General features: G+C 68.3%; 21 protein-coding genes. All 21 read right to left on the reverse strand.

The genetic code is table 11. The annotated features are described in order from the left end of the window. On the reverse strand, positions 1 to 1,071 hold the full coding sequence (gene recA, locus AMS65_RS07890) for a recombinase RecA (RefSeq protein WP_053383595.1): 1,071 nt from the start codon (positions 1,069 to 1,071) through the stop codon (positions 1 to 3). Between the two features lie 418 nt (positions 1,072 to 1,489). Further along, positions 1,490 to 1,711: a DUF3046 domain-containing protein gene (locus tag AMS65_RS07895; protein WP_053383596.1), complete on the reverse strand. Its 222-nt coding sequence runs from the start codon at positions 1,709 to 1,711 to the stop codon at positions 1,490 to 1,492. Positions 1,712 to 1,810: 99 nt separating this feature from the next. Then, the gene (locus tag AMS65_RS07900) at positions 1,811 to 2,131 is read right to left on the reverse strand and encodes a helix-turn-helix domain-containing protein (protein WP_053383597.1); all 321 of its coding nucleotides are present in this window, start codon (positions 2,129 to 2,131) and stop codon (positions 1,811 to 1,813) included. A 167-nt stretch (positions 2,132 to 2,298) separates the two neighbouring features. Continuing rightward, positions 2,299 to 2,862 carry a CinA family protein gene (locus tag AMS65_RS07905; RefSeq protein ID WP_053383598.1) on the reverse strand — a complete coding sequence of 188 codons (564 nt, stop codon included), beginning with the start codon at positions 2,860 to 2,862 and terminating at the stop codon, positions 2,299 to 2,301. Continuing rightward, the gene (gene pgsA / locus AMS65_RS07910) at positions 2,862 to 3,461 is read right to left on the reverse strand and encodes a CDP-diacylglycerol--glycerol-3-phosphate 3-phosphatidyltransferase (protein ID WP_053383599.1); all 600 of its coding nucleotides are present in this window, start codon (positions 3,459 to 3,461) and stop codon (positions 2,862 to 2,864) included. The genes AMS65_RS07905 and pgsA overlap by 1 nt, the downstream gene beginning before the upstream one ends. Before the next feature lie 37 nt (positions 3,462 to 3,498). Beyond that, complete coding sequence (locus AMS65_RS07915) at positions 3,499 to 4,545, reverse strand: hypothetical protein (RefSeq protein ID WP_053383600.1); 1,047 nt, start codon at positions 4,543 to 4,545, stop codon at positions 3,499 to 3,501. Between the two features lie 124 nt (positions 4,546 to 4,669). After that, the gene (locus AMS65_RS07920) at positions 4,670 to 7,597 is read right to left on the reverse strand and encodes an FtsK/SpoIIIE family DNA translocase (RefSeq protein ID WP_053383601.1); all 2,928 of its coding nucleotides are present in this window, start codon (positions 7,595 to 7,597) and stop codon (positions 4,670 to 4,672) included. 308 nt (positions 7,598 to 7,905) lie between these two features. Beyond that, a complete protein-coding gene (locus tag AMS65_RS07925; RefSeq protein WP_053383602.1) occupies positions 7,906 to 8,940 on the reverse strand; it encodes a lipid II:glycine glycyltransferase FemX in 1,035 nt (344 codons plus the stop codon). Continuing rightward, entirely contained in the window at positions 8,937 to 10,553 is a 1,617-nt protein-coding gene (murJ, locus tag AMS65_RS07930) for a murein biosynthesis integral membrane protein MurJ (protein ID WP_053383603.1), read from the reverse strand. Before murJ ends, AMS65_RS07925 begins: the two co-directional genes overlap by 4 nt. Continuing rightward, positions 10,553 to 11,665, reverse strand: coding sequence for a lipid II:glycine glycyltransferase FemX (locus tag AMS65_RS07935; protein ID WP_083451559.1), 1,113 nt, complete (start codon positions 11,663 to 11,665; stop codon positions 10,553 to 10,555). The genes murJ and AMS65_RS07935 overlap by 1 nt, the downstream gene beginning before the upstream one ends. 3 nt (positions 11,666 to 11,668) lie before the next feature. Beyond that, entirely contained in the window at positions 11,669 to 13,345 is a 1,677-nt protein-coding gene (locus AMS65_RS07940) for a ribonuclease J (RefSeq protein ID WP_053383604.1), read from the reverse strand. A gap of 82 nt (positions 13,346 to 13,427) precedes the next feature. After that, positions 13,428 to 14,405 carry a 4-hydroxy-tetrahydrodipicolinate synthase gene (gene dapA / locus AMS65_RS07945; protein WP_053383605.1) on the reverse strand — a complete coding sequence of 326 codons (978 nt, stop codon included), beginning with the start codon at positions 14,403 to 14,405 and terminating at the stop codon, positions 13,428 to 13,430. 149 nt (positions 14,406 to 14,554) lie between these two features. Continuing rightward, positions 14,555 to 15,115 (reverse strand): dihydrofolate reductase, encoded by a 561-nt coding sequence (locus tag AMS65_RS07950; RefSeq protein WP_306455224.1) that lies wholly within the window; start codon positions 15,113 to 15,115, stop codon positions 14,555 to 14,557. A gap of 10 nt (positions 15,116 to 15,125) precedes the next feature. Then, entirely contained in the window at positions 15,126 to 15,935 is an 810-nt protein-coding gene (locus AMS65_RS07955) for a thymidylate synthase (RefSeq protein WP_053383606.1), read from the reverse strand. Between the two features lie 94 nt (positions 15,936 to 16,029). Then, positions 16,030 to 16,980, reverse strand: coding sequence for a GGDEF domain-containing protein (locus AMS65_RS07960; RefSeq protein WP_053383607.1), 951 nt, complete (start codon positions 16,978 to 16,980; stop codon positions 16,030 to 16,032). Positions 16,981 to 17,212: 232 nt separating this feature from the next. Then, positions 17,213 to 18,811: an APC family permease gene (locus AMS65_RS07965; protein WP_053383608.1), complete on the reverse strand. Its 1,599-nt coding sequence runs from the start codon at positions 18,809 to 18,811 to the stop codon at positions 17,213 to 17,215. Between the two features lie 130 nt (positions 18,812 to 18,941). Then, entirely contained in the window at positions 18,942 to 19,418 is a 477-nt protein-coding gene (locus AMS65_RS07970) for a tetratricopeptide repeat protein (protein ID WP_241489380.1), read from the reverse strand. Continuing rightward, positions 19,415 to 20,146: a 4-hydroxy-tetrahydrodipicolinate reductase gene (gene dapB / locus AMS65_RS07975; RefSeq protein ID WP_053383609.1), complete on the reverse strand. Its 732-nt coding sequence runs from the start codon at positions 20,144 to 20,146 to the stop codon at positions 19,415 to 19,417. Before dapB ends, AMS65_RS07970 begins: the two co-directional genes overlap by 4 nt. 23 nt (positions 20,147 to 20,169) lie before the next feature. After that, positions 20,170 to 21,591: a M16 family metallopeptidase gene (locus AMS65_RS07980; protein ID WP_053383610.1), complete on the reverse strand. Its 1,422-nt coding sequence runs from the start codon at positions 21,589 to 21,591 to the stop codon at positions 20,170 to 20,172. Between the two features lie 166 nt (positions 21,592 to 21,757). Further along, the gene (locus AMS65_RS07985; RefSeq protein ID WP_241489381.1) at positions 21,758 to 23,335 is read right to left on the reverse strand and encodes an HNH endonuclease signature motif containing protein; all 1,578 of its coding nucleotides are present in this window, start codon (positions 23,333 to 23,335) and stop codon (positions 21,758 to 21,760) included. Between the two features lie 486 nt (positions 23,336 to 23,821). Beyond that, positions 23,822 to 26,092 (reverse strand): polyribonucleotide nucleotidyltransferase, encoded by a 2,271-nt coding sequence (locus tag AMS65_RS07990; protein ID WP_053383612.1) that lies wholly within the window; start codon positions 26,090 to 26,092, stop codon positions 23,822 to 23,824. Positions 26,093 to 26,166 lie beyond the last annotated feature (74 nt).

Below are 26,166 nucleotides of genomic sequence, written 5' to 3' on the forward strand. Positions count from 1 at the left end.
CTAGGCGCTCGCGCGCTGCGGGGCCTCGACGACCGGAGCAACCGGCGCCTCTGCCTGAGCCGTCTCCTCGCTGCGTCCGTTCACGCCGAGCTTCGTAAGGATCTTCTCCTCGATCTCCAACGCGACGTCGGGGTGCTGGATGAGGAAGCGACGGGCGTTCTCCATACCCTGCCCGAGCTGGTCGCCGTCGTAGGTGAACCAGGCCCCGCTCTTCTTGATGAAGCCGTGCTCCACCCCGTAGTCGATGAGTGAGCCCTCGCGCGAGATACCGATTCCGTAGAGGATATCGAACTCGGCCTGTTTGAAGGGCGGAGCCATCTTGTTCTTGACCACCTTGACGCGGGTGCGGTTGCCCACGGCGTCGGTGCCGTCCTTCAGGGTCTGGATACGGCGGATGTCGAGCCGCACCGAGGCGTAGAACTTGAGCGCCTTGCCGCCGGAGGTGGTCTCGGGGCTGCCGAAGAACACGCCGACCTTCTCGCGCAACTGGTTGATGAAGATGCACGTGGTCTTCGTGGCGTTGAGGCTGCCGGTGATCTTGCGCAGCGCCTGCGACATGAGTCGGGCCTGCAGACCGACGTGGCTGTCGCCCATCTCACCGTCGATCTCGGCCTTCGGCACGAGCGCCGCCACGGAGTCGATGACGACCAGGTCGACCGAGCCGGAGCGGATGAGCATGTCTGCGATCTCGAGCGCCTGCTCGCCCGTGTCGGGCTGCGCGACCAGCAGCGCATCGATGTCGACGCCCAGCTTCTGCGCGTACTCCGGATCGAGCGCGTGCTCGGCATCGATGAACGCGGCGATGCCGCCCGCGCGCTGCGCGTTCGCGATGGCGTGCAGCGTGAGCGTGGTCTTGCCCGACGACTCGGGGCCGTAGATCTCGACGATGCGCCCCCGCGGCAGGCCTCCGATGCCCAGCGCGACATCCAGCGCGACCGAGCCGGTCGGAATGACCTCGACCGGAGCCCGCTCCTGGCTTCCCATGCGCATGATCGCGCCCTTGCCGAAGTTCTTGTCGATCTGCGCGAGCGCAGCCTCGAGCGCCTTCTCGCGATCCTTGGGTGCTGCCATGGTCCTGCTCCTTCTTGTGTGCGCGGCCCGCGCCGCTGGGTTGCTGCCTACCGACTGTCCTGACTCCGAAACGGGGCGGACAAGGCATCGATGGCCGACTGCTTCACACCCTAGAAGGAACCACTGACACTGACGGGCCGAGCGGTCAATCTGTGGATGAGAGAGCAGTTCAACTCACCTGTGCACGAAGATAGCACCTTTCGAACACATATTCGAAGAAGAAGGAGTCGCGTGTCGCGACCAGCCCCCATTCGCCGCCGTGTGCGGCGATTTCGCGGCCTACGGAAATGCGCTGCATTTCCCCGACGGCCACGCGTGTCGCGACCAGCCCCCATTTCGCCGCCGTGTGCGGCGATCTCGCGGCCTACGGAAATGCGCTGCATTTCCACTACGGCCGCGCATGTCGCGAGCAGCCGGATCAGTTCTGAGGGTCGCGCAGGCCGCGTCCGTAGCGTCGCTGCTCCGGCACGCCGAGATCGACGCAGAGCGCCTCCCAGACCGCGCGCGCCGCAATGCCCCGCTCGAGCGCCTCGTTCGCCGTACCACCGAGCGCCGCGAGCCAGTGATCCCGCAGCAGCACACCGGCATAGTCCTCCCCGAACTCCGCAACGCACGCACGCCGAAATTCGCTCAGCCTCACGATACGGTCAGCTCTCGCAAACGGCGGAGCGCCCGGCCCTTGCGGGCCGGGCGCTCGGACCGCGCGAACGCCGCGCGGAAGCCTGCTCGTCGCACCGGGCTACGACACCAGCTCGGGCGCATAGCCCGAGACCAGATCGGCCGGAACCGTGTCGGGCACACGATCGGTCAGCGGTATCGAGAGTCCCTCGACCACCGCAAGACGTTCGCTCACCTCACCCATGATCACGGAGAGCGGGGTATCGAGCGCATCGGCGACCGCAGCGAGAATCTCGCTCGACGCTTCCTTCTGTCCGCGCTCGACCTCACTCAGGTATCCGAGTGCAACGCTCGCCTCTCCAGCGACCTGACGCAGCGTGCGGCCCTTCTGCAGACGGAAGTCACGCAGCACGTCGCCGATTTCCTGACGCATCAGCACCATGTGGGCCCTCCTTCACTCGCACGACCGGGGTCGTGCCTCCACCATACCCGCTTGCAAGCGGATTGCCGCTGCGGGAACACCGTTCCAGTTTGATCGGTGTCACTGGGAGTAACCCCGAGATTAGCGGGTCTATTCCTGAAACTTCGCTGAACCTGAGCCAGGTTGACTCAGATTTTAGTGAGTTCCGAGGTTTCGGCCGCCAGGAGTTCTAAAGCGGCTCGCACGGTGGCCTCTCGGATCGAGGCCCGGTCCCCCGAGAAGGCAAAACGCTTCGCACGCGTTCGCTCGCCCGCGCTCACCGCGACCCAGACCGTTCCGGCGGGCTGTCCCGTCTGGGGATCCGGATCGGGGCCGGCCACTCCCGTCGTGGAGACGCCGATATCCGCGGGCTTCGGCGATGCACCCTCCTCCGCCGGTACCGCGCAAGCCGCGCGCACGCCGGCTGCCATCTGCTTCGCCACCAGTTCGTCCACGGGCCCCTTCTCCCGCAGCAACTCGAGATCGACGCCCAGCAGCGAGTGCTTCAACCAGGTGTCGTAGGCGACGATCCCGCCGGACAACGACCGCGATGCGCCGGGAATCTTTACCAGAGCATCTGCGAGCAGCCCTCCCGTCAGCGACTCCGCGACCGCGATACGGAGTCCGCGCGCAGCGGCCCACTCGATCGCTCCCGCAGCCGCAGCCCGATCTGCGACCCGTGGCACCTCGGCGGCCTCGGCAGCGCCGGACATCACCGGGCGCTCCTCCGGGCCCGAACGAAGCCGAGGACGTAATCGATGCCGCTCAGGATCGTGAGCAGCACGGCGACGGTCATCGTCACGACGTTCACCCAGTAGGCAACCGGAGCGATCGGCCCGAGCACACTCGCGAGCGGCAGGAGGGCCAGCGTGATGGCGACCGACTGCGCGACCGTCTTCAGCTTGCCCATCCACGCCGCGGCGACCACCACGTCGTGAGCGATCATGAGGCGGTGGATCGTGATGCCGATCTCGCGAACCAGCACGACGATGGTCACCCACCACGGCAGTTCGCCGAGGATCGAAAGCCCCACGAGCGCCGAGCCGGTGAGGAACTTATCGGCGATCGGATCGAGCAGCTTGCCCAGATCGGTGATGAGGCCGCGGGAGCGGGCGAGATATCCGTCCCACGCGTCGGTGGCGATGGCCACGACGAAGAACACCGCGGCGACCCAGCGCCAGGGCCCGTTCGCGCCGTCGTCGGCGAGCAGCATCCATACGAAGAACGGCGTCGCGACGATACGCGCGACCGTGATGATGTTGGGCGCGTTCCAGTTGCTGGGCGCGGCGGCGGGTTGCTCGGAGCCGGTCATATCAGCAGCCTACTTGAGCGGGTCGTCCCGGCGGGTGCTAGTAGCTCTGGATCTCGACCTCGATGCCGTCGCTCACCGCGGTGATCCACAGGTCGGCGTCCTGCGCCGAAGCCGTCCGTTCGCGGCTGATGCGATTGCCCTCGTCGTCGCGGCCCGAGTACGTGATCGTGAACGCACCCCGATCGTCGAGCATCGCCCACGAGACGGAGCTCGGATCCACGAACGCCGTCGGTGAGCGCGTCATCTCGGCGCGCACCTCCACCCCTGACGGATCCGCGAACCGCGAGTCGGGTTCCGGCGCATCGATGCCGCAGTGCCTCATCGCGGACAGGGACGCGGCTGCAGCGCACTCCTCGAAAGACTCCGCGATCTGCCGCTGCACCTCCGCCTCGTAGCCCGGCCCCGGGCGCAGCCAGTCGGGGGCGTAGATCGAGTTGTCGGGCGAGGCGACGACGAACTCGGCGTATTCGCTCGTCGTGAAGTACCTGTTGTGCGACACGAACGTGTAGCTTCCCGCATACACCGCGAGCGCGTCGGTGCCGCTCGGGAAGGCTCCGTCCATGCCGCGGAACGCGAGGGCGCCGCTGGAGTCGGAGTCCAGGAACACCTCGTAGCGAAGCCCGCCGGTCACCCGCCACTCGCCGTCATCGTCCCGACGCAGCTGTACACGATCGGTGTATTCGGTGCCGTCCAATTCGAACCGGACATCGCCCGCGGCTCGGCCCCCGTCGAAGTCGACGCGGAGCCTGCGCAACTCGGTGTCCCCGATGTGCTCCGCCGAGCCGAGGACGTCCTCCGCGAGCGCCACGTCGGACGCCCCCGTGGTCGAACCCGAGAAGAGCGACTCGGCGACATCGAGTTCTCCGCCCGCAACGGCTGCGATGTACTGCAGGGCGACGTCTCGCACCTCTGCAGGATTGTTGTTCTGCGCATCGACCGCGACCGCGATTCCGGCCCCGCCGAGCACCAGTACCGCGAGTGCACCGGTCACGCTCCACATCCATGTCGAAGACGAATGCGGGACCTCAGCGGCATCCGAGGGTTCCGGCTCGCGGAACTCGGGCTGCTCTTCCAGAACGGTCATGCTGCTCCTCGGTGCTGCTCATCAGTGCTGCTCATCAGCGCTGCTCATCAGCGCTGCTCATCAGTGCTGATGATCGGTGTTGGTGGTCGGCGCTGCCGGCCGCATACCGCTGGTCAGAGACGGTTCAATCGCGCCCCGTCAGCTGCCACGCGTCTTCGTCGTCATCGCCCTCGACGTCTTCAAGGCCTGCCTGATACTGAGCGATCGGATCGTCGTAGCGCGCGTCGCCGAAGCCGTCCGACTCGGTCAGCGGCTCGATCACATCGGTCGCGGAATCCCCCGCGGCCCCGACTGCGTCCGCGGACGCCGGCGGCTGCGGCAGCACCTGCGTCACCGGTTGCGCAGGCGCAGCCGGTGCGGCGGGCGCAGCCGGCACGGCGAATGCGGCCGGAGCGGAGTTCGTCGACGACCCACCCTTGATCCGGGCGATCACCTCCGGCAGTTGCTCGGGCGTCACGAGCACGTCGCGCGCCTTGGACCCCTCCGAAGGCCCGACGATATCGCGGGACTCCATGAGGTCCATCAGGCGGCCCGCTTTCGCGAAGCCGACGCGCAGTTTGCGCTGCAGCATCGAGGTCGACCCGAACTGGGAGGTGACCACGAGATCGATCGCGGCGAGCAGCACCTCGAGGTCGTCGCCGATGTCCTCGTCGATCTCCTTCTTCTCGGCGGCCTGCGCCACATCGGCCCGGTACTCGGGCTGCGCCTGGGCCTTTACGTGCGTGACCACCTGGGCGATCTCGGCCTCGCCCACCCAGGCGCCCTGCACGCGCATGGGCGTCGATTCCCCGTTGAGCAGCAGGAGGCCATCGCCCTGTCCGATCAGCCGCTCGGCGCCCACCTCGTCGAGGATGACTCGCGAGTCGGTGCCCGAGGCCACGGCGAAGGCGTAGCGGCTCGGCACGTTCGACTTGATGACACCGGTGACCACGTTGACCGAGGGGCGCTGGGTGGCGAGCACCAGGTGGATGCCGGCGGCGCGGGCGAGCTGCGTGATGCGCTGGATCGAGTCCTCGACATCGCGCGGCGCGACGAGCATGAGATCCGCGAGCTCGTCGACCACCACCAGCAGGTAGGGGTACGGCTTGAGCACACGCTGACTGCCCTCGGGCAGCACGATCGATCCCGAGCGCACCGCCTCGTTGAAGTCGTCGATGTGGCGGAACCCGAAGCTCGCCAGATCGTCGTATCGCATGTCCATCTCCTTCACGACCCACTGCAGCGCCTCCGCCGCCTTCTTGGGGTTCGTGATGATGGGCGTGATCAGGTGCGGGACGCCCTGATAGACCGTGAGTTCTACCCGCTTCGGGTCGACGAGCACCATGCGCACCTCGGCCGGCGTCGCCCGCATGAGGATGCTCGTGATCATCGAGTTGATGAAGCTCGACTTGCCCGAACCCGTGGCTCCCGCCACGAGCAAGTGCGGCATCTTCGCGAGGTTCGCCACGACGAAACCGCCCTTGACGTCCTTGCCGACGCCGATCGTCATGGGGTGGGGGCTGCGCTGAGCCTTGTTCGAGCGCAGCACGTCGCCGAGGGCCACGTTCTCGCGGTCCTTATTCGGGATCTCGATGCCGATGGCGCTCTTGCCGGGAATCGGCGAGAGGATGCGCACCTCGTTCGAGGCCACCGCGTACGAGAGATTCTTGGAGAGCGCCGTGACCTTCTCCACCTTCACGCCCGGGCCGAGCTCCACCTCGTACTGCGTGACGGTCGGGCCGCGCGAGAATCCCGACACCTTGGCATCGACCCGGAACTCCTCGAACACCCGGGCGATCGCCGCCATGATCTGGTCGTTCGCATCGGTGTGGGTCTTGGGCGCGTCGCCCGCCGCGAGCGCCGACTGGTCGGGCAGGCGGTATTCGGCGCGGCTCGCCGCGGGGTCGTGCGGCGGTGCGACTGCGAAGGGCACCGTGGGTGCGGCCTCGACCGGGGCAGCTGCCCCTTCATCGGCGGCCGCCGCGTAGTCATCCCACGAATCGTCGCTCAGTCCCGAGGCGCGCGAACCGCCGGCAGCCTGCACCGCGGCCTCCGCCTGGTCGAGCTCGTCGAAGAGGTCTGAGGGGAAGACATCGGTCGATGCCTCAGGGGCGAGCGCCGACTCGAAGGCCCCGTCGGCATCCGCATCGGCGGCCGAGCCCCCGAGCGCGGAGTCGAGTCCGGCGCGGTCGCCCGCATAGTCCGGATCCTCCTCGCGACCCGTGTCGGTGCGTCGCCACCAGGGCACGGAGGAGCCGTCCCCCTCCTGGTCCTCGAGGTCGAAGAGCGTATCCTGCTCCTTCTTCCGCGAGCGGCGCGACTTCTTGGCTTCAGGTGCTTCAGCCTTCGCGGCATCGCCGGTCTCCCCGTCGACCACTCCGAAGAGGAAATCGTACGCCTCTCGCAGTCGACGCATGATGCGCCCCGGGGGCGTCTTCGTGATGATCAGCACCGACATCGCCAGCAGCAGCGACAGCACCGGTGTGGCCACCCACACGGTGAGGAAGAGCAGCGGAGCCCCGATCATCCAGCCGAGCAGTCCGCCGGCCTCTGCGAGAGCCGGCATGCCGGCGCGCGGGATCGGCTGCCCGCCGTAGATGTGCGAGAGCCCGGCGATGCTCGTGATCGCGAGGAACAGGCCGATCGCGATGCGGCGGTTGTCGTTGACGCTCGAGGGATGGTTGAAGAGCCACAGCGCGAAGCCGACCATGATGATGGGCAGGCCGAACGCGACGCGTCCGAAGAGGCCGCCGAAGGTCCACGCATCGAGCTGCACCGCCACGGGCTGACCGATGAAGAACCACTCGACCACCGCGCCGATCACGGCGAGCAGCATCAGCAGCATGGGAACGCCATCGCGGCGGTCCTCGGGAGCGAGGGGTTCGAGCCGGAAGGCGCGCGCCGCACCGCCGACTCCGTGCGCGAGACCGTTCCAGGCGCGCACCAGCACGCCCTCGGTGGGCTCGGGCTCGGCGAGCACTTTTGTTCTCGCGGTCGCACGGGTGCCCGCGGAACGGGAACCCCGTGCCGTGGTCTTGCCCGATTTTTCGCGCGACGAAGCTTTGCTGGCCATATTACGAGGGTACTTTCGACCTCGGACATTCGCGAGGTGACGCTCCGGCCCCCGCGGAATCAGGAGGATCGGGGCGGAATCCCGGAATCCCGGAATCCGCTCGCGGGGCAGCGGGATGACGCGCATGGGACCGGCGCGGGTTTCGACTCGCTTCGCTCGCTCAACCAGCAGAACCGGCGCGGGTTTCGACGATCCGCCGGTTGAGCGAGCGAGGAACGAGCGAGTCGAAACCGCAGCTCCGAAGTCACTCGATCTCGGCTCCCCAAGCTCCCCGAGCTCCGCTCAATCGGCGGCGGAAGCGGAACCGCTCAGCGTCGACGCAGCTTGCGCACGACACGCTTGACGAGGGGCATCCCTTCGGTCCAGATCCGGTACCCCGGGCCGGGGCGATCCCACGACCCCGCGAGCAGGTTCTCGTGCGAGGCCCATCCCTTCTTGAACGTCGTGACGCCGTCGTTGATGAGCCCGCCGAAGTCGTAGCGCTCGATCCCGATGGACTTCATGTGCCGGATCACGTGCCACTTCAGCGCGTAGTTGGCGCGCAGCCGCTGCCCCGTGTCGTTCATGCCTCCGTAGAGCTCGAACGCGGTGCGGGACGATTTCGCCATGAACAGGAACGCCACGGGCTGGTCCTCGACGTACGCGGCCCAGACCGGCGAGTCCTCCCCCAGCATGGTGAAGGCGTCGTGGTAGTAGGAGTCCTCGTGCAGCCCGAAGTCGGCGCGCTCGCTCGTCTCCCGGTACACATCGAGGCACGCGTCCAGCTGCTCGAGGGTCTCGACCGGCCGGATCGACAGCGATTCCTCGCGCCCCGCCTTGCGCACGTACTGCCGGTGCTTCTTCGACATGTCGGCGAGCAGTTCGTCCTCCGTGCGCCGCAGGTCGAGGATCAGCGTTCGCGCCGGCAGCACGGGCGTCCCCGCCTCGCGCCACCGATCGCCGAGCGGGAACTCCCCCGCGTCCTCATCGGGCTCGATCGAGACCGCGACGGCACGCCGAGAGCCGTGCACGTGGTCGGCCACGGCGTTCGCCACCTCCGCGGGCGTCGGCGAGGCGGCGGGGCGCTCCGGATCCTCCTGGCTCCGCACGAGCACCGGACCGCGCGGGGCGTACACGAATCCGCCCAGCGGGCCGGGCAGCGAGCGCGTGAGCAGCTGGCAGGCCGCGACGACGGGGGCGTCGGATCCGGAGCCGTTGCGCACGAGCACTCGCTCGGCGCTCCAGCGGTGGGCCGACTTGAGGTCGCCCCACCCCCACAGTTGCAGCGGGTGACCGCCGAGATCCCTCACCGTCGCGTCCCAGAGAGCGCGATCCGTGCAGGGGACGACCGAGAGGGAGGTCACGAGCGGTTCCTTCCGAGTTTGCGTGAGATGAAGCCGGTGAGCTCGGCGAGCTCCGGGGAGCGCAGCAGGCCGAGCAGGATCACGTACACCGCGCCGACCACCGCGGCGACCGCAACGGCGAAGGGGATCGCGAGCACGGCGTCGAACCCGGGGACCGCCGACCGCAGCAGCCAGGTCACGAGCAGGCCTGCGACGAGGGCCGGGATCGCCGCGAGCACGTAGCGCACGAGGCTCTGCGCGATCCTGCGCCCGTCGATCGATCCGATCTTGCGGCGCAGCAGCCAGGTCGCGAGCAGCGCCTGCACGATCGTCGCGAATGACCAGACGAGGGCGAACAGCATGCCGATCATCGCCTCGGGTGCGAAGATCAGCAGCAGCGAGAGCGCGATCACGATGCCCATCTGGATCGTCGTGAACACGAAGGGCGTGCGCGTGTCGGAGAGCGCGTAGAAGGCGCGCTGCACGACGAAGAGGAAGCTGTAGGCGGCGAGGCTCACCACGTAGGCCTGCAGCGCCTGGGAGAACTGGTCGACCTGCAACTGCGTCGCGCCGAAGTTGATGATGCGGGCGACGAAGGGCGCCGCGGCGAAGATCGCGGCCGCCGCGAGCACCATGACGAGCGCGATCTGCCTTGCCGACGCCGAGAAGTCCGCGACGAACTCCGTCATGCGGCCCGTCTGCCCCCACTCCGAGAGCCGCGTGAAGTAGGCCGTTGCCAGTGACACCGCGATCACCGAGTGCGGCATCATGAAGATGAGCCAGACGTTCTGCATGGCGCTCGTCGAAGGACCGTGACCGGTCCCGATCGCGACGATGTTGTTCGTCACGAGTCCGCCGAGCTGCATCACGGTGATCGTCGCGAGGCTCCAGCCGGCGATTCGGGCTGTACGCCCGAGGCCCATGCCCTTCCATTTGAAATCGGGGCGATAGTGGATGCCCGCTTTACGCCAGGAGACGAAGAGGATCAGCGCCTGCGCTATGACGCCGAGCGTCGCGCTGCCCGCGAGCACGCCGATGGAGAGGGGATCCCACTCGAAGACCGTGCGCTCGCCCTCGGGATCAGCGCCGAACATCGCGATGAAGACGACGATGCCCGCGATCCCGATCACGTTGTTGAGCACGGGCGCCCAGGTGAACGGGCCGAACACGCTACGTGCGTTGAGCACCTCGCCCAGCACCGTGTAGAGGCCGTAGAACACGATCTGCGGCAGGCACCAGTAGGCGAACGCCGTCGCGAGCGCACGCTGATCCGCGTCCCACGGAATCGCCGTCAGATGCACGATCCAGGGGGCCGCGAGCATCGCGAGCACCGTGATGCCGAACAGCACCGCCGAGATCAGCGTGAGGATCTTGTTGATATAGCCGCTGCCGCCGTCGGAGTTCTGGGCGGCCCGCACGATCTGCGGCACGAGCACGGCGTTCAGCATGCCGCCGAGCAGGATCATGTACAGGGTGTTCGGAAGCAGATTGCCGTTGGCGAAGGCGTCTGCTGAGACGGCGCCGACCGAGCCGATCGCGTACGCGAGCAGCACGGCCTTTACGAGCCCGAGGATGCGCGACACCATCGTGCCCGATGCCATCACCGCGCTCGCGCGCATGATTCCCGCGGCCATCAGTAGTACGGGTCCTTTCTGACCGCCAGCGACCAGCGGCGCGCGAGGCGGTCCCCCAGTTTCACCCAGAAGGCGTAGGCCCGCGGCTTCAGCGGGAGGTCGAAGGCTCCGGCGTAGTCGGTGATCTCGGGGGCGAAGGAGCGCTTGAACTGGCCCACGCCGTGCAGCGGATGGTCGCGGTCGTCCGCACGATCCGAGGGCGGGGCCCCGCAGAGGTCGTGCACCCGCGCGCCGCGCTCGGCGGCCCAGCGGAGCACCTCCCACTGCAGCGCGTGCGAAGCGCCGTACGCCGACTTGGCGCGCACCGATGCGCCGTCCTTGTAGGTGGTCTTGTCGCCGAGCGCCATCGCATAGGCGCCCGCGATCAGCTCGGGTGCTCCGTCAGCACCGGCGCGGTGCGCGAGGAACATCCGGCCGGATCCGTCAGCCTCGAAGCGCTGCCAGAACGCCCGGTAGTACGCCTCGGAGCGCAGCACGAACCGGCCCTCGGCGGTCTCCCGCAGCAGGCGGTACAGCGTCGCGCAGTTCTCATCGGTGGCGGGCACGCGCGACACCTCGATGCCGTCGCGGCGCGCGCGGTTGATCGAGTTGCGGGCCTTCTTCCCGAGGCTCGCGAGCAGCTCCTCATCCGAGCGGCCCGGCTCTCCGAGACCGACGAGCACGGTCGACGGGTTGGGGATGATCCGCACGGTATCGCGATATCCGGCAGCGCGAATCGCGTCCCGGGCGTCCAGCCCCAACCGCGGTTCGATCTTCAGCAGGAATGCTCCCCGCGAACGCGCGAGACCCGCGACCGCCGAGGCCGCCTCGAGTACCGCCGCCGTGTCCTCTCCGGCCGGCCCGGCGGGCAGATGCCACCATTCCCCGAGCAGCGGGACGCGCTTCGCGAGCACGCCGACGGCCACGGATGGACGCCCCGGCCGCTCCACGACCACGCGATAGTCGCGGTATCGCCCCTGCTCGCGCTTCACGCCGAGATAGGACTCGCCCATCCAGACCTCGCCCCCGCCCGGATTCGCCGCGACGAGCGCGTCCCAGCCGGTCCGCTCGGCCTCGCTCGCGAGGCGCGCCACGGCACCGGCCGAGGAGGTATCCGCGAGGGATCCCACCACGCCTTACACCACCACCACTACGGGTACGATCATCGCCTTGCGGCGCAGCTTGGTGCCCACCCAGCGGCCGATCGTGCGACGCACGATCTGCTGCAGCTGGTGATGATCCGTCATGCCGTCCTTCATCGCGTCCTCGAGGGCGCTCGCGATCTGCGGCTTGATCTTGTCGAAGACGCTCTCGTCCTCCGCCACGCCCTTCGCGTGGATCTCGGGACCCGACACGATCTGGCCGAGCGTCGTCTCCACCACGGTGATCACCGAGATGAAGCCCTCCTCAGCGAGCGTGCGGCGATCCCGCAGATCGTCGTCGGTGACCCGGCCGACGCTCTTGCCGTCGACGTAGATGAACTCGGTGTCGAGCTGCCCCACCGCACGGGCGACCCCGTCGACGAGATCGACGACGGTGCCGTTCTCGGCGATGACGGTGCGGTTCTGCGGCACGCCCGTCTCGATCGCGAGCGCGGCGTTCGCCACCAGCATGCGGTACTCGCCGTGGATGGGCATGACGTTCTTCGGGCGCACGATGTTGTAGCAGTAGAGCAGTTCGCCCGCCGCGGCGTGACCGGAGACGTGCACCTTCGCGTTGCCCTTGTGCACCACGTTGGCACCCAGCTTGATGAGGCCGTCGATCACGCGGTAGACGGAGGTCTCGTTGCCCGGGATGAGGCTCGAGGCGAGGATCACGGTGTCGCCCGCGCCCACCTCGACCTGGTGCTCGCGGTTGACCATGCGGCTGAGCACGGCCATCGGCTCGCCCTGCGACCCGGTCGACATGTACACGATGCGATGGTCTGGGATGTCGCCGCTCTTCTTGAGGTCGACCAGCACGCCCTCCGGAACCTCCAGGTATCCGAGATCGGCCGCGATCTTCATGTTGCGCACCATCGAGCGGCCCAGCAGCACCACGCGCCGCCCGTTCGCGTGCGCCGCGTCGAGCACCTGCTGCACGCGGTGCACGTGGCTCGAGAAGCTCGCGACGACGACCTTGCCCGGCGTCTTCGCGATGACCTGCTCGATGACCGGCCCGATGTTCTTCTCGAGCGGGGTGAAGCCCGGCACGTCGGCGTTCGTCGAGTCGGTCATGAAGAGGTCGACGCCCTCCTCGCCGAGCCGCGCGAACGCGCGCAGGTCGGTGATGCGGCCGTCGAGGGGCAGCTGATCCATCTTGAAGTCGCCCGTGCCGATCACCAGGCCGGCGTCGGTGCGGATCGCCACGGCCAGCGCGTCGGGGATCGAGTGGTTCACCGCGATGAACTCGAGGTCGAACGGTCCGTACTGCACCCGATCGTCCTCGGCGACCACCCGGGTCACCGGGCGGATGCGGTGCTCCTTGAGCTTCGCCTCGACGAAGGCGAGCGTGAGCTTGGAGCCGACGAGCGGAATGTCCTCGCGCAGCTTGAGCAGGTACGGCACACCGCCGATGTGGTCCTCGTGGCCGTGCGTGAGCACGACGGCGACGATGTCGCCGAGGCGATCCTCGATCTTGGTGATGTCGGGCAGGATCAGGTCGACGCCCGGGTGCTGCACCTCGGGGAAGAAGACGCCGCAGTCGACGATCAGCAGCTTGCCGTCGATCTCGTAGACGGTCATGTTGCGACCGACCTCGCCGAGACCGCCGAGCGGCGTGATGCGAAGGGTTCCCTGCTCGAGAGCGGGAGGTGCGTAAGGGGGGTTCGTCATGTGTTCCTTGTCCGCTCCCCGAGCCTGTCGAGGGGAGCGGCTATCTGTCGCCCCCTTTCGACAGGCTCAGGGGGCCGCTTCGTTAGCGGGTAGTGCCTGCGATCTTGGGCAGGGCACCGCCGGCAGCCGCATTGCGGTCCGGCCTGAAGTTCGAGAGGTCGATGCCCGGCACGTCGGTCACGAGCGCGAGTTCGTCCTCGATGAGGGCCGCCTCCCACTCCTCCGGGCCGACGAGGGGCAGGCGCACGCGCGGGCTGCCGATGCGGCCCAGGCCGTGCAGGATGTACTTCGCCGCCACCGTGCCGGGCACGTGGGTCATGACGGCGCGCACGAGCGGCTCGAGCCGCTGATGCATGTCGCGGGCCGTGTGCAGGTCGCCCACGTTGACGGCGTCGATGATGGCGCGGTAGGGCGCCGCAGCGATGTTCGCCGTCACGCCGATGAGGCCGGTGGCCCCGATCGAGAGGTGCGGCAGCACGTTCGCGTCGTCGCCCGAGAAGTACAGGAGATCGGTCTGGTTGAGCACCCGGCTCACCTCGCTGAAGTCGCCCTTGGCGTCCTTCACCGCCAGGATGTTCGGGTGCTTCGCGAGACGCAGGATCGTCTCGTACTTGATCGGCACGCCCGTACGGCCGGGGATGTCGTAGAGGATGACGGGCAGCTCGGTGGCGTCGGCGACCATGCGGAAGTGCGTGAGCAGGCCCGCCTGGGTCGGCTTGTTGTAGTACGGGGTGACGATCATCACGCCGTCGGCCCCGGCCTTCTCGCTGGCCCGGTACAGCTCGATCGCGTGCGCGGTCTCGTTGGATCCGCCGCCCGTGATCACCTTCGCGCGACCGCTCGACACCGATTTCGCGACCTCGACGAGCTTGATCTTCTCGGGGTCGGTGAGCGTGGAGGTCTCACCGGTGGTACCGGTGACCACGATGCCGTCGGCACCGCTCGCGATGCAGTCGTCGATGTGCTTCTCGGTCGCGGTCCAATCGACCTCGCCGTCCGCCTGGAACGGAGTGACGAGTGCGACGAGTACCTGACCGAAGGGGTTTTCCTGGATTGCCACCTCACTAGGCTACCGGACTCCGCTGACCTTGGCGGTTTCGGGCGCTCTCCGGCCGAGCAGAGCCGACGGCGTTCGCTCGAACGGGGACCCCTCGCGCGTCGCTGGCGCGCCACGCGGCCCCGAAGCGCTCTCTTCCCCATCGGCTCCGCTCAGCCTCTGTTGCCAGGAGACCTCCGCACCCAGCGCTGGAAGGTGTAGCGCAGGCCCGTCGAAGACGTCTCCGGTCCGGTCTCCTCCCGGAGGGTGAAGTCGGAGGGGATCTCCGGGGCGAAGGTGTCGGCGTCGGGCACGTCGAGCTCGATGCGCGTCACCACGAGTTCGTCGGCCAACGGCATCGCAGCGCGGTACAGCTGCCCGCCTCCCATGATCCAGCCGAGCTCCGCACCGTGATCCCGCACCGCGGCCAGCGCCTCGTCGAGGGAGTGCGCCACGGTCGCCCCGGGCGCGTCGAACTCGGGATCCCGCGTCACCACCACGTTCTCGCGGCCCGGCAGCGGCCGGAAGCGCTCGGGCAGCGACTCCCAGGTGCGGCGCCCCATGAGCACGGGTGCACCCGTCGTCGTGCGACGGAAGTGCGCGAGATCCTCGGGCAGATGCCAGGGCATCTCTCCCCCGCGGCCGATCGCGCCGCGACCGCCGATGCCCCGGGCCTCGGCCCAGATCATCCCGATGCGAGGCGTGCCCGGTGTCGACTCGCTCCGCTCGCTCAACCGGCGATCCTCACACCGCCACCGGGGCCTTGATGCCCGGGTGATGCTGGTAGTCGACCACCTCGAAGTCCTCGAGCGTGTAGTCGAAGATCGAATCGGCCTTGCGGATCTCGATGCGCGGATACGGGAAGGGGTCGCGGGCGAGCTGACGCTCGACCTGCTCGACGTGGTTGTCGTAGACGTGGCAGTCTCCGCCGGTCCACACGAACTCGCCGGGCTCGAGTCCCGTCTGCTGCGCGACCATGAGCGTGAGCAGGGCGTAGCTGGCGATGTTGAACGGCACCCCGAGGAACATGTCGGCGGAGCGCTGGTAGAGCTGGCACGACAGCTTGCCATCGGCGACGTAGAACTGGAAGAAGGCGTGGCACGGGGCGAGCGCCATCTCATCGAGCTCGGCGACATTCCACGCCGACACGATGATGCGCCGCGAATCGGGGTTGCTGCGCAGCTGCTCGATCACATTCGCGATCTGATCGATGTGCTCGCCGTTCGGCGCGGGCCACGAGCGCCACTGCACGCCGTAGACGGGGCCGAGATCCCCGTTCTCGTCGGCCCACTCGTCCCAGATCGTGACGCCGTGCTCCTCGAGGTACGAGATGTTGCCCTCGCCGCGCAGGAACCACAGCAGTTCGACGGCCACCGATTTGAAGTGCACCCGCTTCGTCGTGATAAGCGGGAAGGACTCGGAGAGGTCGTACCGCAGCTGCCTCCCGAAGAGGCTGCGCGTGCCCGTGCCGGTGCGATCCGACTTGGGGGTGCCGTGCTCGTAGACCTCGCGCAGCAGGTCCTCGTAGGGGGTCGGGATCGGGTTCGCAGTCACGCCCCGAGTCTACCTCCGAAGCCCGGGCAACCGGCTCAGGCCCGCGAGCGGATTCGACCGGTCACCCGCGCGGCGGGCCCGGCCGGCCCGGCGATCACCCGCGCGCGGCACCTCGGCGCTCCTGCTTCTCGTTCAGCATCCGCATGTCGGCCCGCGAGATGAACTCCTCCGGACGTTCGCCGGAGTTCCACTCGGAGATGCCGAAGGACCAGGGAGTCGCATCGACCTCGCGCTGCAGCCGCTCCCCCGTGAGCTGCGCCTGCTCGGCATCGCAGTCGACGAGCAGCAGCGCGAACTCGTCTCCGCCGAAGCGCGCGAAGACGTCCTCCTGCCGCACGCGCTCCTGCATCGCGAGCGAGAACTCCCGCAGCACACGATCCCCCTCGCCGTGCCCGAGCCGATCATTGATCGTCTTGAACTCGTCGAGATCCAGATAGAGCAGCGAGAGCGGACGCCCGGTGCGCTCCGCGCTCGAGATGGCCCTGGGCAGCAGCCGTTCGAAGCCTCGCTTGTTCCACACATCGCACAGCGGGTCGGTGATCGACGCGTGCTCGAGGCGACGTTTGAAGCGGCCGACCAGTTCACCCAGCACCCCGCCGGTCAGCGCAAGCGTGGTCAGCGCCGGATACATGGGCTCGCCGAACCGCACGACGACGATCACGACGTAGAGCAGCAACCAGGTATAGCCCAGCAGCCGCGCCACCCGCATCGGGAGGAACCAGACGACGTAGATGAAGAACGGGAAGAAGAGCAGACCGAAGTTCAGGGCCCTGACCTCGGTCGGCGTGAACGCCACCGTCGGCACGACGAACACCGTCACGAGCGTCATCAGTACTCCGGCCGCGGTCACCGAGAACCGCCGGCCGCGGATGAGCACCCCGCAACCGACCAGCGTCGCGAGCACCGCGGTCACCAGCACGTCGATCCGCGGGTTCTCACCGACGCGGAACACCGTCACGTTGAGCGCTGCGAACAGCGCGCCCGCGAAGAGGTAGGCCGCGGTCGCGACGGAGCGATCCGACTGCGGTATCCGGAATATCAGCACTGGTTCACCTCGCCTCGCATCCAGTGTCCGCGGGCCTCGCACTCGAGCCGGAGCCCGGACACGAGATCATTGAACCAGACGGAATGGCCTTTCGTTCAATCAGCGTGGGGGCCGGAGGCGGGATCCCGGCGCGCTGCGCTGCGCCGATCGAGGCGGAGGCCCGGCTCCGCGGACGCGGCGCGATGCGCACGGCGCACCGAGCGCGGCGCGATGCGCGGAACCGGGATCGCCCTCAGCTGCCGAGCCCGTCGTCGAACACCTCGATCGCGGAGGTGTCGTTGCTGGCGTCCGCCTTCGCGAGCACCTTGCCCTTGAAGAAGTCGGGCGACACCCGCGACTGGATGACCATGAGCACCACGCCGAGGCCCAGCACCACGACGCCGATGATGCCCACGAGCCCGATGCCGCCGATGTTGCTGCCGGATCCGAAGCCCGGGTCCATGCTGTCGATCGTGGTCTGCACGAAGACGATGAGCAGCAGGATGCCGCCGATGGCGGGCAGCACGATCTTGGAGATCACCGATCCCACGCCCTCCTTGGGCGCGGTCTTGCGGAAGTACCACGGGCTCGCAAGAGCGGTGATGCCGTAGTAGAAGCAGACCATCATGCCGAGCGCGGTGATCGTGTCCCAGAGCACGTCCTCGCTGATGAAGCGCATGACGGCGTAGAAGACGGAGGCGACGAGCGACGACCACAGCAGGGCGACGTACGGCGACTTGTACTTGGGGTGGATCCGCTTGATCGACTGCGGCAGCGCGCGGTAGTGCGACATCGCGAGCAGCGTGCGCGCGGGCGAGATCGCGGTCGAGTTGATCGAGGCCATCGCGCTCACGAGGATCGCGAGCGACAGCAGGATCGCGGCGGGCCCCATGACCGGGTGTGCGAGCGCGGCGAACACGTTCTCGGCGATGTCGGGATTGTTGAGGCCGGTCGGGCCGTCGCCCAGACCGGCGTAGCCGACGGTCGCGGCGGCGGTGCCGACGTACAGCACCACGAGAATGCCGACGAGGATCATCGCGGCCTTGCTCTCGGTCGAGAGACGACCCTTCGACGGCTTCGTCTCCTCACCCATGGTGAGCACGGTGTCCCAGCCCCAGTAGACGAAGATCGACACGGCGATGCCCGCGGCGAACGCGCTGAAGCTGTCGACCTCGAGCGGGTTGAACCACGAGAGCTCGGGCGTGCGGCCCTCGGTGTTCGCCGGATCGGCCGCACCGACGAACATCGCCACGATGAACCACACGAGAACCGCCATCTGGAAGAGCACGGTGACGTACTGGAACACCTTGGTCGAGGTCATGCCGCGATAGGAGATGAACGTCGCGATCGCCATGAAGCCGAGGCAGACGAGGATGTTGATGAACTTGTTCTCGGCGATCTCGGCGATCGCCGGGTTGCCGACCATGATGCTGATCGACTGGAACAGGAACTCGACCGCGATGCCCGCGAGGTTCGAGAGCACGAGCACCGTGGCCGCGATGAGGCCCCATCCGGCCATCCAGCCGACCCACGGGCCGAAGGCCCTGACCGCCCAGGTGAAGGAGGTGCCGGAGTCGGGCATCGCGGAGTTCAGCGCGCGGTAGCCGAGCGCGACGAGGAGCATGGGGATGAAGCCCATGAGAAAGATGGCGGGAGTCTGGTAGCCGACCTCGCTCGCGGCCGGGCCGACCGCGGCGGTCAGCGTGTACGCCGGGGCGCAGACGGAGAGTCCGATGACGAGGGCGCCGAGCACCCCGACGGTGCCCGAGGGAAGACCCTTCTTGCTGATACCGGTCACCGAGTCCAGCGTGCGTGTCGCCGGATCGGGAGCTGTGAGGTCGTATTTGGCCATGTGTTTCCCGCTGCTTTCCCACGCATCATGGCGTGTTCGCGCATTTCGGCAGCGAGTATCTCCACGGGGTCATCCGGGCCCCGACCCGCTGTCGTCCGCCGACGATTGTAGGCCTGAACTCCAGATTTCCCTAACCGGTCTCCGGGGGATCACCAACATCGTTGCGTTCTCGAGAGATTGCTTGTCGGATCGCCGCTCTCGCCCGCTTCCGGTCCCCGCACGCGTCGTACACGATTCCCAGGCGCATCCATGCCCGCCACGACTCGGGATCCGCCTCGGTCTCGTCGCGATAGCGGGGAAACGCGGCGTCGGCATCCTCGCGCATGGGGCGTCCGGAGGGATGCGTCGCGACCGGCTCATCGGGCAGGAGACCCTCGGCTGCGAGCCTGTCGGCGAGCCGGGTGGCGCTGCGCCCGAACTGCAGCTCCCGCAGCAGCGCCCAGACGCCGATCAGGGGCAGGATCAGCATCGCGGCGCCCATGATCACCGGTACCGGCTGAGCCGAGGCGAGCAGGGCGAACGCGCGGATGCCGGCGAACACGAAGTACAGCACGAGCAGCGCGCTCATGATGGCGACGCCGATGATGGCGCGCAGGCGTGGGCTCACGCGCCGATCCCCAGTACGCGATCGAGCCCGACCGTGAGCCCCTCGGCGGTCACCGCGGCGTCGAGTGCGGCGCGGATACCGGCCCGGTACGACTCGTTCGAGTGGGTGTCGTGGGTGACCGTGAGCACCTCCCCCGCTCCGCCGAAGCGCACCTCCTGCTTGGCGATGACGCCGGCCAGGCGCAGGCTGTGCACCGGGATCCCGGCCACCAGCTGGCCCCGCGCCGGCTGCTCGGCGAACGGCGCCTCCACCGGGCGGCCTCCCCTCGCCTCCGCCATCAGCTCGGCGGTGCGCACGGCCGTGCCGCTCGGAGAGTCCACCTTGCCGGGATGGTGCGCCTCGATCACCTCGATCGCGTCGAAGTAGGGAGCGGCCATGCTGGCCAGCGCCGTGCCGAGCACCGATCCCAGTGAGAAGTTGGGCACCACGATGGCACCGGCTCCCGGTGTCGCCGCGACGCGCTCGCGCAGCTGTTCGAGGCGGTCCGCCGACCATCCGCTCGTTCCGACGATCACCCGCTGCCCGCGGCCGAGCGCGCGATCGACGATGCCGGGCGAGGCATCGGGATGGCTGACGTCGACGAGGATCCTCGCCGCTGCCCCGTCTTCCGGGTCGGAGGCGCGGTTCAACCGCGCCACCAACTCGAAGTCGGGGTGCTCCTCCACCACCTCGCAGACCAGGCTTCCCAGGCGCCCTCGAGCGCCCGCCACCGCAACCGTTGTCGACATGCCCTCCAGACTACCGCCGGCGGTCATGCTCCGAGCCCCGCGCGTTCGACCTCGCCGACCGCGACCACGGTGAGCGGGCGCGCGGCGAACAGCGCCGCGATGTCTCGGATCTCCTCAGCCGTCGCAGCCTCGAAACGCTCGAGCGAGGTGTCGAGGTCGTAGAGCTCTCCGCTGCCCAGCTCGGCGCGGGCCAGCCGGCCCATGCGCGTATCGGAGTCCTCGAGCGCCAGCGCCGACGATCCCGCGATCTGGCCCAGCGCCCGCTCGTGCTCCTCCTCGGTGATGCCGCCGTCGGCCAGCTTCTGCAGTTCGAGCCGGCTGAGCTCGGCGACCTCGGCCGCCTTCTCGGGGGCGGTGCCGGCGTACATGCCGAAGACGCCCCCGTCGGAGTAGCTCGCTCCGAAGGAGTAGGCCGTGTACGCGAGACCGCGCTTCTCCCGGATCTCCTGGAAGAGCCGGCTCGACATGCCGCCGCCGAGCACCGAGTTCATGATGCCGAAGGCGAAGCGGCGCGGGTCGCCGGAGCACAGGCCCTCGGTGCCGATCATGAGGTTGACCTGCTCGGACGGGCGCTCCGTGAGGTGGACGCGGGGCCCGGTCGCCCCGAGCGATCCTGCCGGCCCTGCTGTGCTTGCTGCGGCTGCTGCGTCGCCCGAGGCCGTGACCGACGGTTCGGCACCGACCAGCTGCACCCTGCGTTCGGGAGCTGCGCCCCGGTCCGTATGCCAGCGCTCCTCGGGTGAGAGGTTCAGCACGGCGAGCACCTGATCCACCAGGCGGTCGTGATCGATCGCTCCGGCCGCGGTGACGACGAGGGTCGAGGGGTCGTAGCGTTCGCGGTAGTGGTGGTTCACGTCGTCGCGGTGGGCGGCCCGGATGGTCTCGGGGTTGCCCCCGATGGGACGGCCGAGGGGGTGCTCGCCGAGCACGGCCTCGAAGAATCGTTCGTTGGCGACATCGGCGAGGTCGTCGGCGGCCATCGCGAGCTCTTCGAGGATCACGCCCCGCTCGTTCTCGAACTCGGCGGTGTCGAGGGTGGAGTTGGTGACCATGTCGGCGAGCACCGTCACGGCGCCGTCGAGGTCGGCGTCGCGCACCTTCGCGTAGTAGCAGGTGTACTCCTTGGCGGTGAGCGCGTTGTGCTCGGCGCCGATGCGGTCGAAGCTCGTGGCGATCGTGTACGCGTCGCGTGTGGGGGTGCCCTTGAAGAGCAGGTGCTCGAGGAAGTGGGTGGAGCCCAGGCTGCCCGGGGCGTCGCCGCGCTCGGCCTGTTCGTCGCGGGAGCCGACCCCCACCCAGAAGCCGATGGAGGCGCTGCGGGAGCCGGGCATGCGCTCGGTGAGCACTCGCAGCCCGCTCGGATGCACCGTGCGGCGCACGAGACCGCCGCTCAGATCGACTTCGAGGTCGGGCAGATCGAGGGGCAGGAGAATCGGATCGAGCATCCCACCAGCCTACTGCCGCACGGACCGGGCTCGGTCGCCGCTGCACCCCAGCCGCCCAAGCAGAAGCAGCTGAGAACAGCTGAGAACAGCAGCGAGCAGCAGCGAGCAGCAGCGAGCAGCAGCGAGCAGCAGCGAGCAGCCGACTGACAGACTCCTCCCCCGGCAGTCATGCGACAAGCCTGAAGCGCTGCCGGGGTGGCCCGAGGTCGCCCCACGCGTATCGGAGTTCGAGTCGGGGTCGCATTGGTATTGCCCTGCCGTCGGGGTCGTGGAGCATGAAGCAGCCAGAGTCAGGCCCAAGCCCAGAGCCGGCATCGCCGTCGCCGAAGCCAACACCAGTGCCGTCGCGGGCGCTCGTGCCATCGCCGGTGCGGGTGATGCGCCAGCTGTTCGCGTGGAGTTGCATGTGGTGGAAGCGGCACAGCAGCACACCCCGGTCGAGATCGGTGCGGCCCTGATCCTTCTGCCACTCGTCGATGTGATGCGCCTCGCAATAGGCAGGAGGCCGGTCGCAGCCGGGCCACCGGCAGCCCCCGTCCCGGACCGCGAGCGCGATGCGCTGCCGGGACGTGTAGAGCCGCTGCTCCCGCCCCACGTCCAACGGACGCCCCGCACGATCGATCGTCACCGGCACGATCCCGCTGGCGCAGACTTGCTGGTCCACGACCCCGCTCGGCACCGTCGCGGGAGTGTCCTCAAAGCGTCCGGCGGCAGGGGTGCCGTCGGATTCTCCGAGCCGCACGAGACGCACACCGGCTTGCCGCGTTCCGTAGACCGTCTCGGGCGTCGCAAGGCTGCCCGCCTCGATGAGATCGAGAATCAGGTCGTGCGCGAGTTGTTCGTTCGACCGCGGATCCTCGATCAGGGCCTTCGCCCGAGTCTGCTCCTCCGCGGTCACGAAGCTGGGGCCTCCACGACGCGGACGCAATGCCGAGTCGAAGATTGCACGCAACCGCGCCGCTGATAGATCGTCGCACACCAAGGACCCACGATGCAGTCCGTCCCGATCGATCCATATTCGGAATGACCTCTGCTCGTACCGGGCGAGATAGCGTGCTTCGGCTCCCTCGGGGTCGAGCTGATCCCGCACGAATCTCGACGCCTGTGCAAGATCCTCCACCGTGCGATGACTCGCTTCTGAGACCAGCCGATCGGCCGCCGCCGACCACCGCGCTGCGTCTTCCAGGGCTTCCCGAACGCAATCATGCTCGACAGGCTGCACGGATTGCACGGATTGCGCTGATTGCGCTGATTGCGCGGCTGCCTGCGGTCCACACCTGTGCTCCGGCGGCCGCCCGAGTCCGCGCAGGATCGCGTCGTGCTGTGCAGCGGAGATCGCTCCATTCAACAGCGCACGTCCCAAGCACGCATGCCACGGTGCGACTGTTCCCGGCGCCGCGCCTGTGCACTGCTCCGCGTTCGCGGTGTCTGTGCGGCCCGCCGAGGTGACGGAAGCCTCAAGCTCACCGGCGCCGGCATCAGCACCCGCAGCACCGGCGCAGGCAGCACCGGCACCCGCGCTGTCGTAGAGGGTGGTGCCGACGCGGACTTGCCTCGCGGCTTCGCTGCGGCTCATCCCGGTAACCTGCTGCACCAGGGCGACCGCGTTGCGGTGCCCCTGGGATTGCGCGAGCCCGGCATGTCCGGCCTCCCTGGTGGAGCGCTGCGCGACCACGCCCGCGGCGACCACTCGCAGCCGTTCCGCCATCTGCCCCACAGTCGAGGCGAGTTGCAGCAGTTCCACGGCACCCGCGTCGTCGAGGCGGGCAACTGCGGCCGGCAGCAGTGCCGTGTCCGATACCTCGCCGGTCAGCGCGCGGATCGCCGCGATACCGGCCGTGATCTCGGAGAAGAAGGACATACCCAATTTTCCCAGTTGAGCAGGGAAAACACCTAGGGATAACTCAAGAAAGTTGACCGATTTCCGGCGCCTGTGCGCGAAGCATCACCACCACCACGAGACCAATAGCCCTTGATTTCGACAGGCTCGATCAGCGGGAACAGCCCTTGATTTCGACAAGCTCGATCAGCGGGAACAGCCCTTGATTTCGACAAGCTCAATCAGCGCGAACAGCCCTTGATTTCGACAGGCTCAATCGGCGGAGCAGGCGACAAGCTCAATCGGCCGGGCGTAAGCCCCCCCCCGGCACGGGCCGCACACAGCAGAGCGCCCGCCCTCCCGGAGCGGGAGAACGGGCGCTCGCGGATCCCGAATCGGGATCAGAGCCGGTTACTCGGCAGCGGCCTCAGCCGGCACGGCCTCGGCGGCGGGAGCCTCCTCGGCAGCCGCCTCCTCGAGCACGGGCTCGAGCGAGAGCTTGCCGCGGTCGTCGACCTTCGTGATCTTCACGAGGATCTTCTGGCCGATCGAGAGCACGTCGTCCACGCTCTCGATGCGCTTGCCACCGGCGAGCTTGCGCACCTCGCTGATGTGCAGCAGGCCGTCCTTGCCGGGCAGCAGCGAGACGAAGGCGCCGAAAGCGGCGTTCTTCACCACGGTGCCGAGGTACTGCTCGCCGACCTCGGGGTTCTGCGGGTTGGCGATCGCGTTGACCTGCGCGCGAGCAGCCTCGGCCGAGGGGCCGTCGACCGCGCCGATGTACACGGTGCCGTCGTCGTCGATCGAGATGTCGGCGCCGGTCTCGTCCTGGATGCCGTTGATCGTCTTGCCCTTGGGGCCGATCAGCTCGCCGATCTTGTCGACGGGGATCTGCACGCTGATGACGCGGGGCGCGGTCGGCGCCATCTCGTCGGGAGCGTCGATCGCCTGGCCGAGCACGTCGAGGATCGTCGTGCGCGCCTCCTTGGCCTGCGACAGCGCACCGGCCAGCACGTCCGACGGGATACCGTCGAGCTTGGTATCCAGCTGCAGCGCGGTCACGAACTCCGAGGTGCCCGCGACCTTGAAGTCCATGTCGCCCAGCGCGTCCTCGGCGCCCAGGATGTCGGTGAGCGTCGCGTAGCGGGTCTCACCGTCGACCTCGTCGCTGACGAGGCCCATCGCGATGCCGGCGACTGCCGCGCGGAGCGGCACACCGGCGTTGAGCAGCGACAGGGTCGACGCGCACACGGAGCCCATCGAGGTCGAGCCGTTGGAGCTCAGCGCCTCGGACACCTGGCGGATGGCGTAGGGGAACTCCTCGCGCGCCGGCAGCACCGGCACGAGCGCGCGCTCGGCGAGGAAGCCGTGGCCGATCTCGCGACGCTTCGGGCTGCCGACACGGCCGGTCTCACCGGTCGAGTAGGGCGGGAAGTTGTAGTGGTGCATGTAGCGCTTGCTGGTCGTGGGCGACAGCGAGTCGATCTGCTGCTCCATCTTCAGCATGTTCAGCGTGGAGACGCCCAGGATCTGGGTCTCTCCGCGCTGGAAGATGGCGGAGCCGTGCACGCGCGGGATCACCTGGACCTCGGCATCGAGCGCGCGGATGTCGCGCAGGCCGCGGCCGTCGATGCGGGCGCCCTCGGTGAGGATGCGACCGCGCACGATCTTCTTCGTCACCGACTTGTAGGCGCCCGAGACCTGGCCCTCGGCGGACGCGTCGAGCGCACCCTCCGCGACCTTGGCGGCGATGGCCTCCTTGACGCGCGCCTTCAGCGCGTCGTCGGCGTCCTGACGCTCCTGCTTATCGGCGATCTGGTAGATCCCCGCGAGCTCGGCCTCTGCCAGCTCGGCGACGGCTGCGTAGACCTCGTCGGTGTAGGGCAGGAAGACCGGGTACTCCTGGATCTCCTTGGCCGACTGCGCGGCCAGCTGCTCCTGCGCCTTGACGAGCTGCGAGAGGAACGGCTTCGCGGCCTCGAGGCCCTGCGCGACCACTGCCTCGTCGGGCTTGGTGGCGCCGGCCTTGATGAGGTTCCACGAGTCCTCGGTGGCCTCCGCCTCGACCATCATGATCGCGACGTCCTCGGCACCGTTCTTATCGACGACCACGCGGCCGGCGACCATCAGGTCGAAGACGGCCTCCTTGAGCTGCGCCTCGTTGGGGAACGCGACCCACTGGTCGCCGATGAGCGCGAGGCGCACACCCGCGATCGGGCCGGAGAACGGCAGACCCGAGATCTGGGTCGATGCGCTGGCAGCGTTGATCGCGAGCGCGTCGTAGAACTCGCCCGGGGCGATCGACAGCACGGTGACGACGATCTGGACCTCGTTGCGCAGGCCGTCGACGAACGACGGACGCAGCGGACGGTCGATGAGACGGCAGACGAGGATCGCCTCGGTCGAGGGGCGGCCCTCGCGGCGGAAGAACGAGCCGGGGATCTTGCCCGCGGCGTACGAGCGCTCTTCGACGTCGACGGTCAGCGGGAAGAAGTCGAAGTGATCCTTCGGGTTCTTCGACGCGCTGGTGGCCGAGAGGAGCATCGTCTCCTCGTCGAGGTACGCGGCGACCGCGCCCTGCGCCTGCTGCGCGAGGCGGCCGGTTTCGAAGCGGATGGTGCGCTTGCCGAACTTGCCGTTGTCGAGCACGGCCTCGGCGAACTTGATTTCAGGACCCTCCACGGGATCTCCTTCACATACGTGAGCGCGCGACAGGCAGCCCCGCTGCACTCTTGCGACGCACGGGCGCTGATGTT

Source organism: Leucobacter celer subsp. astrifaciens (assembly GCF_001273835.1).
Classification (GTDB): domain Bacteria; phylum Actinomycetota; class Actinomycetes; order Actinomycetales; family Microbacteriaceae; genus Leucobacter; species Leucobacter celer.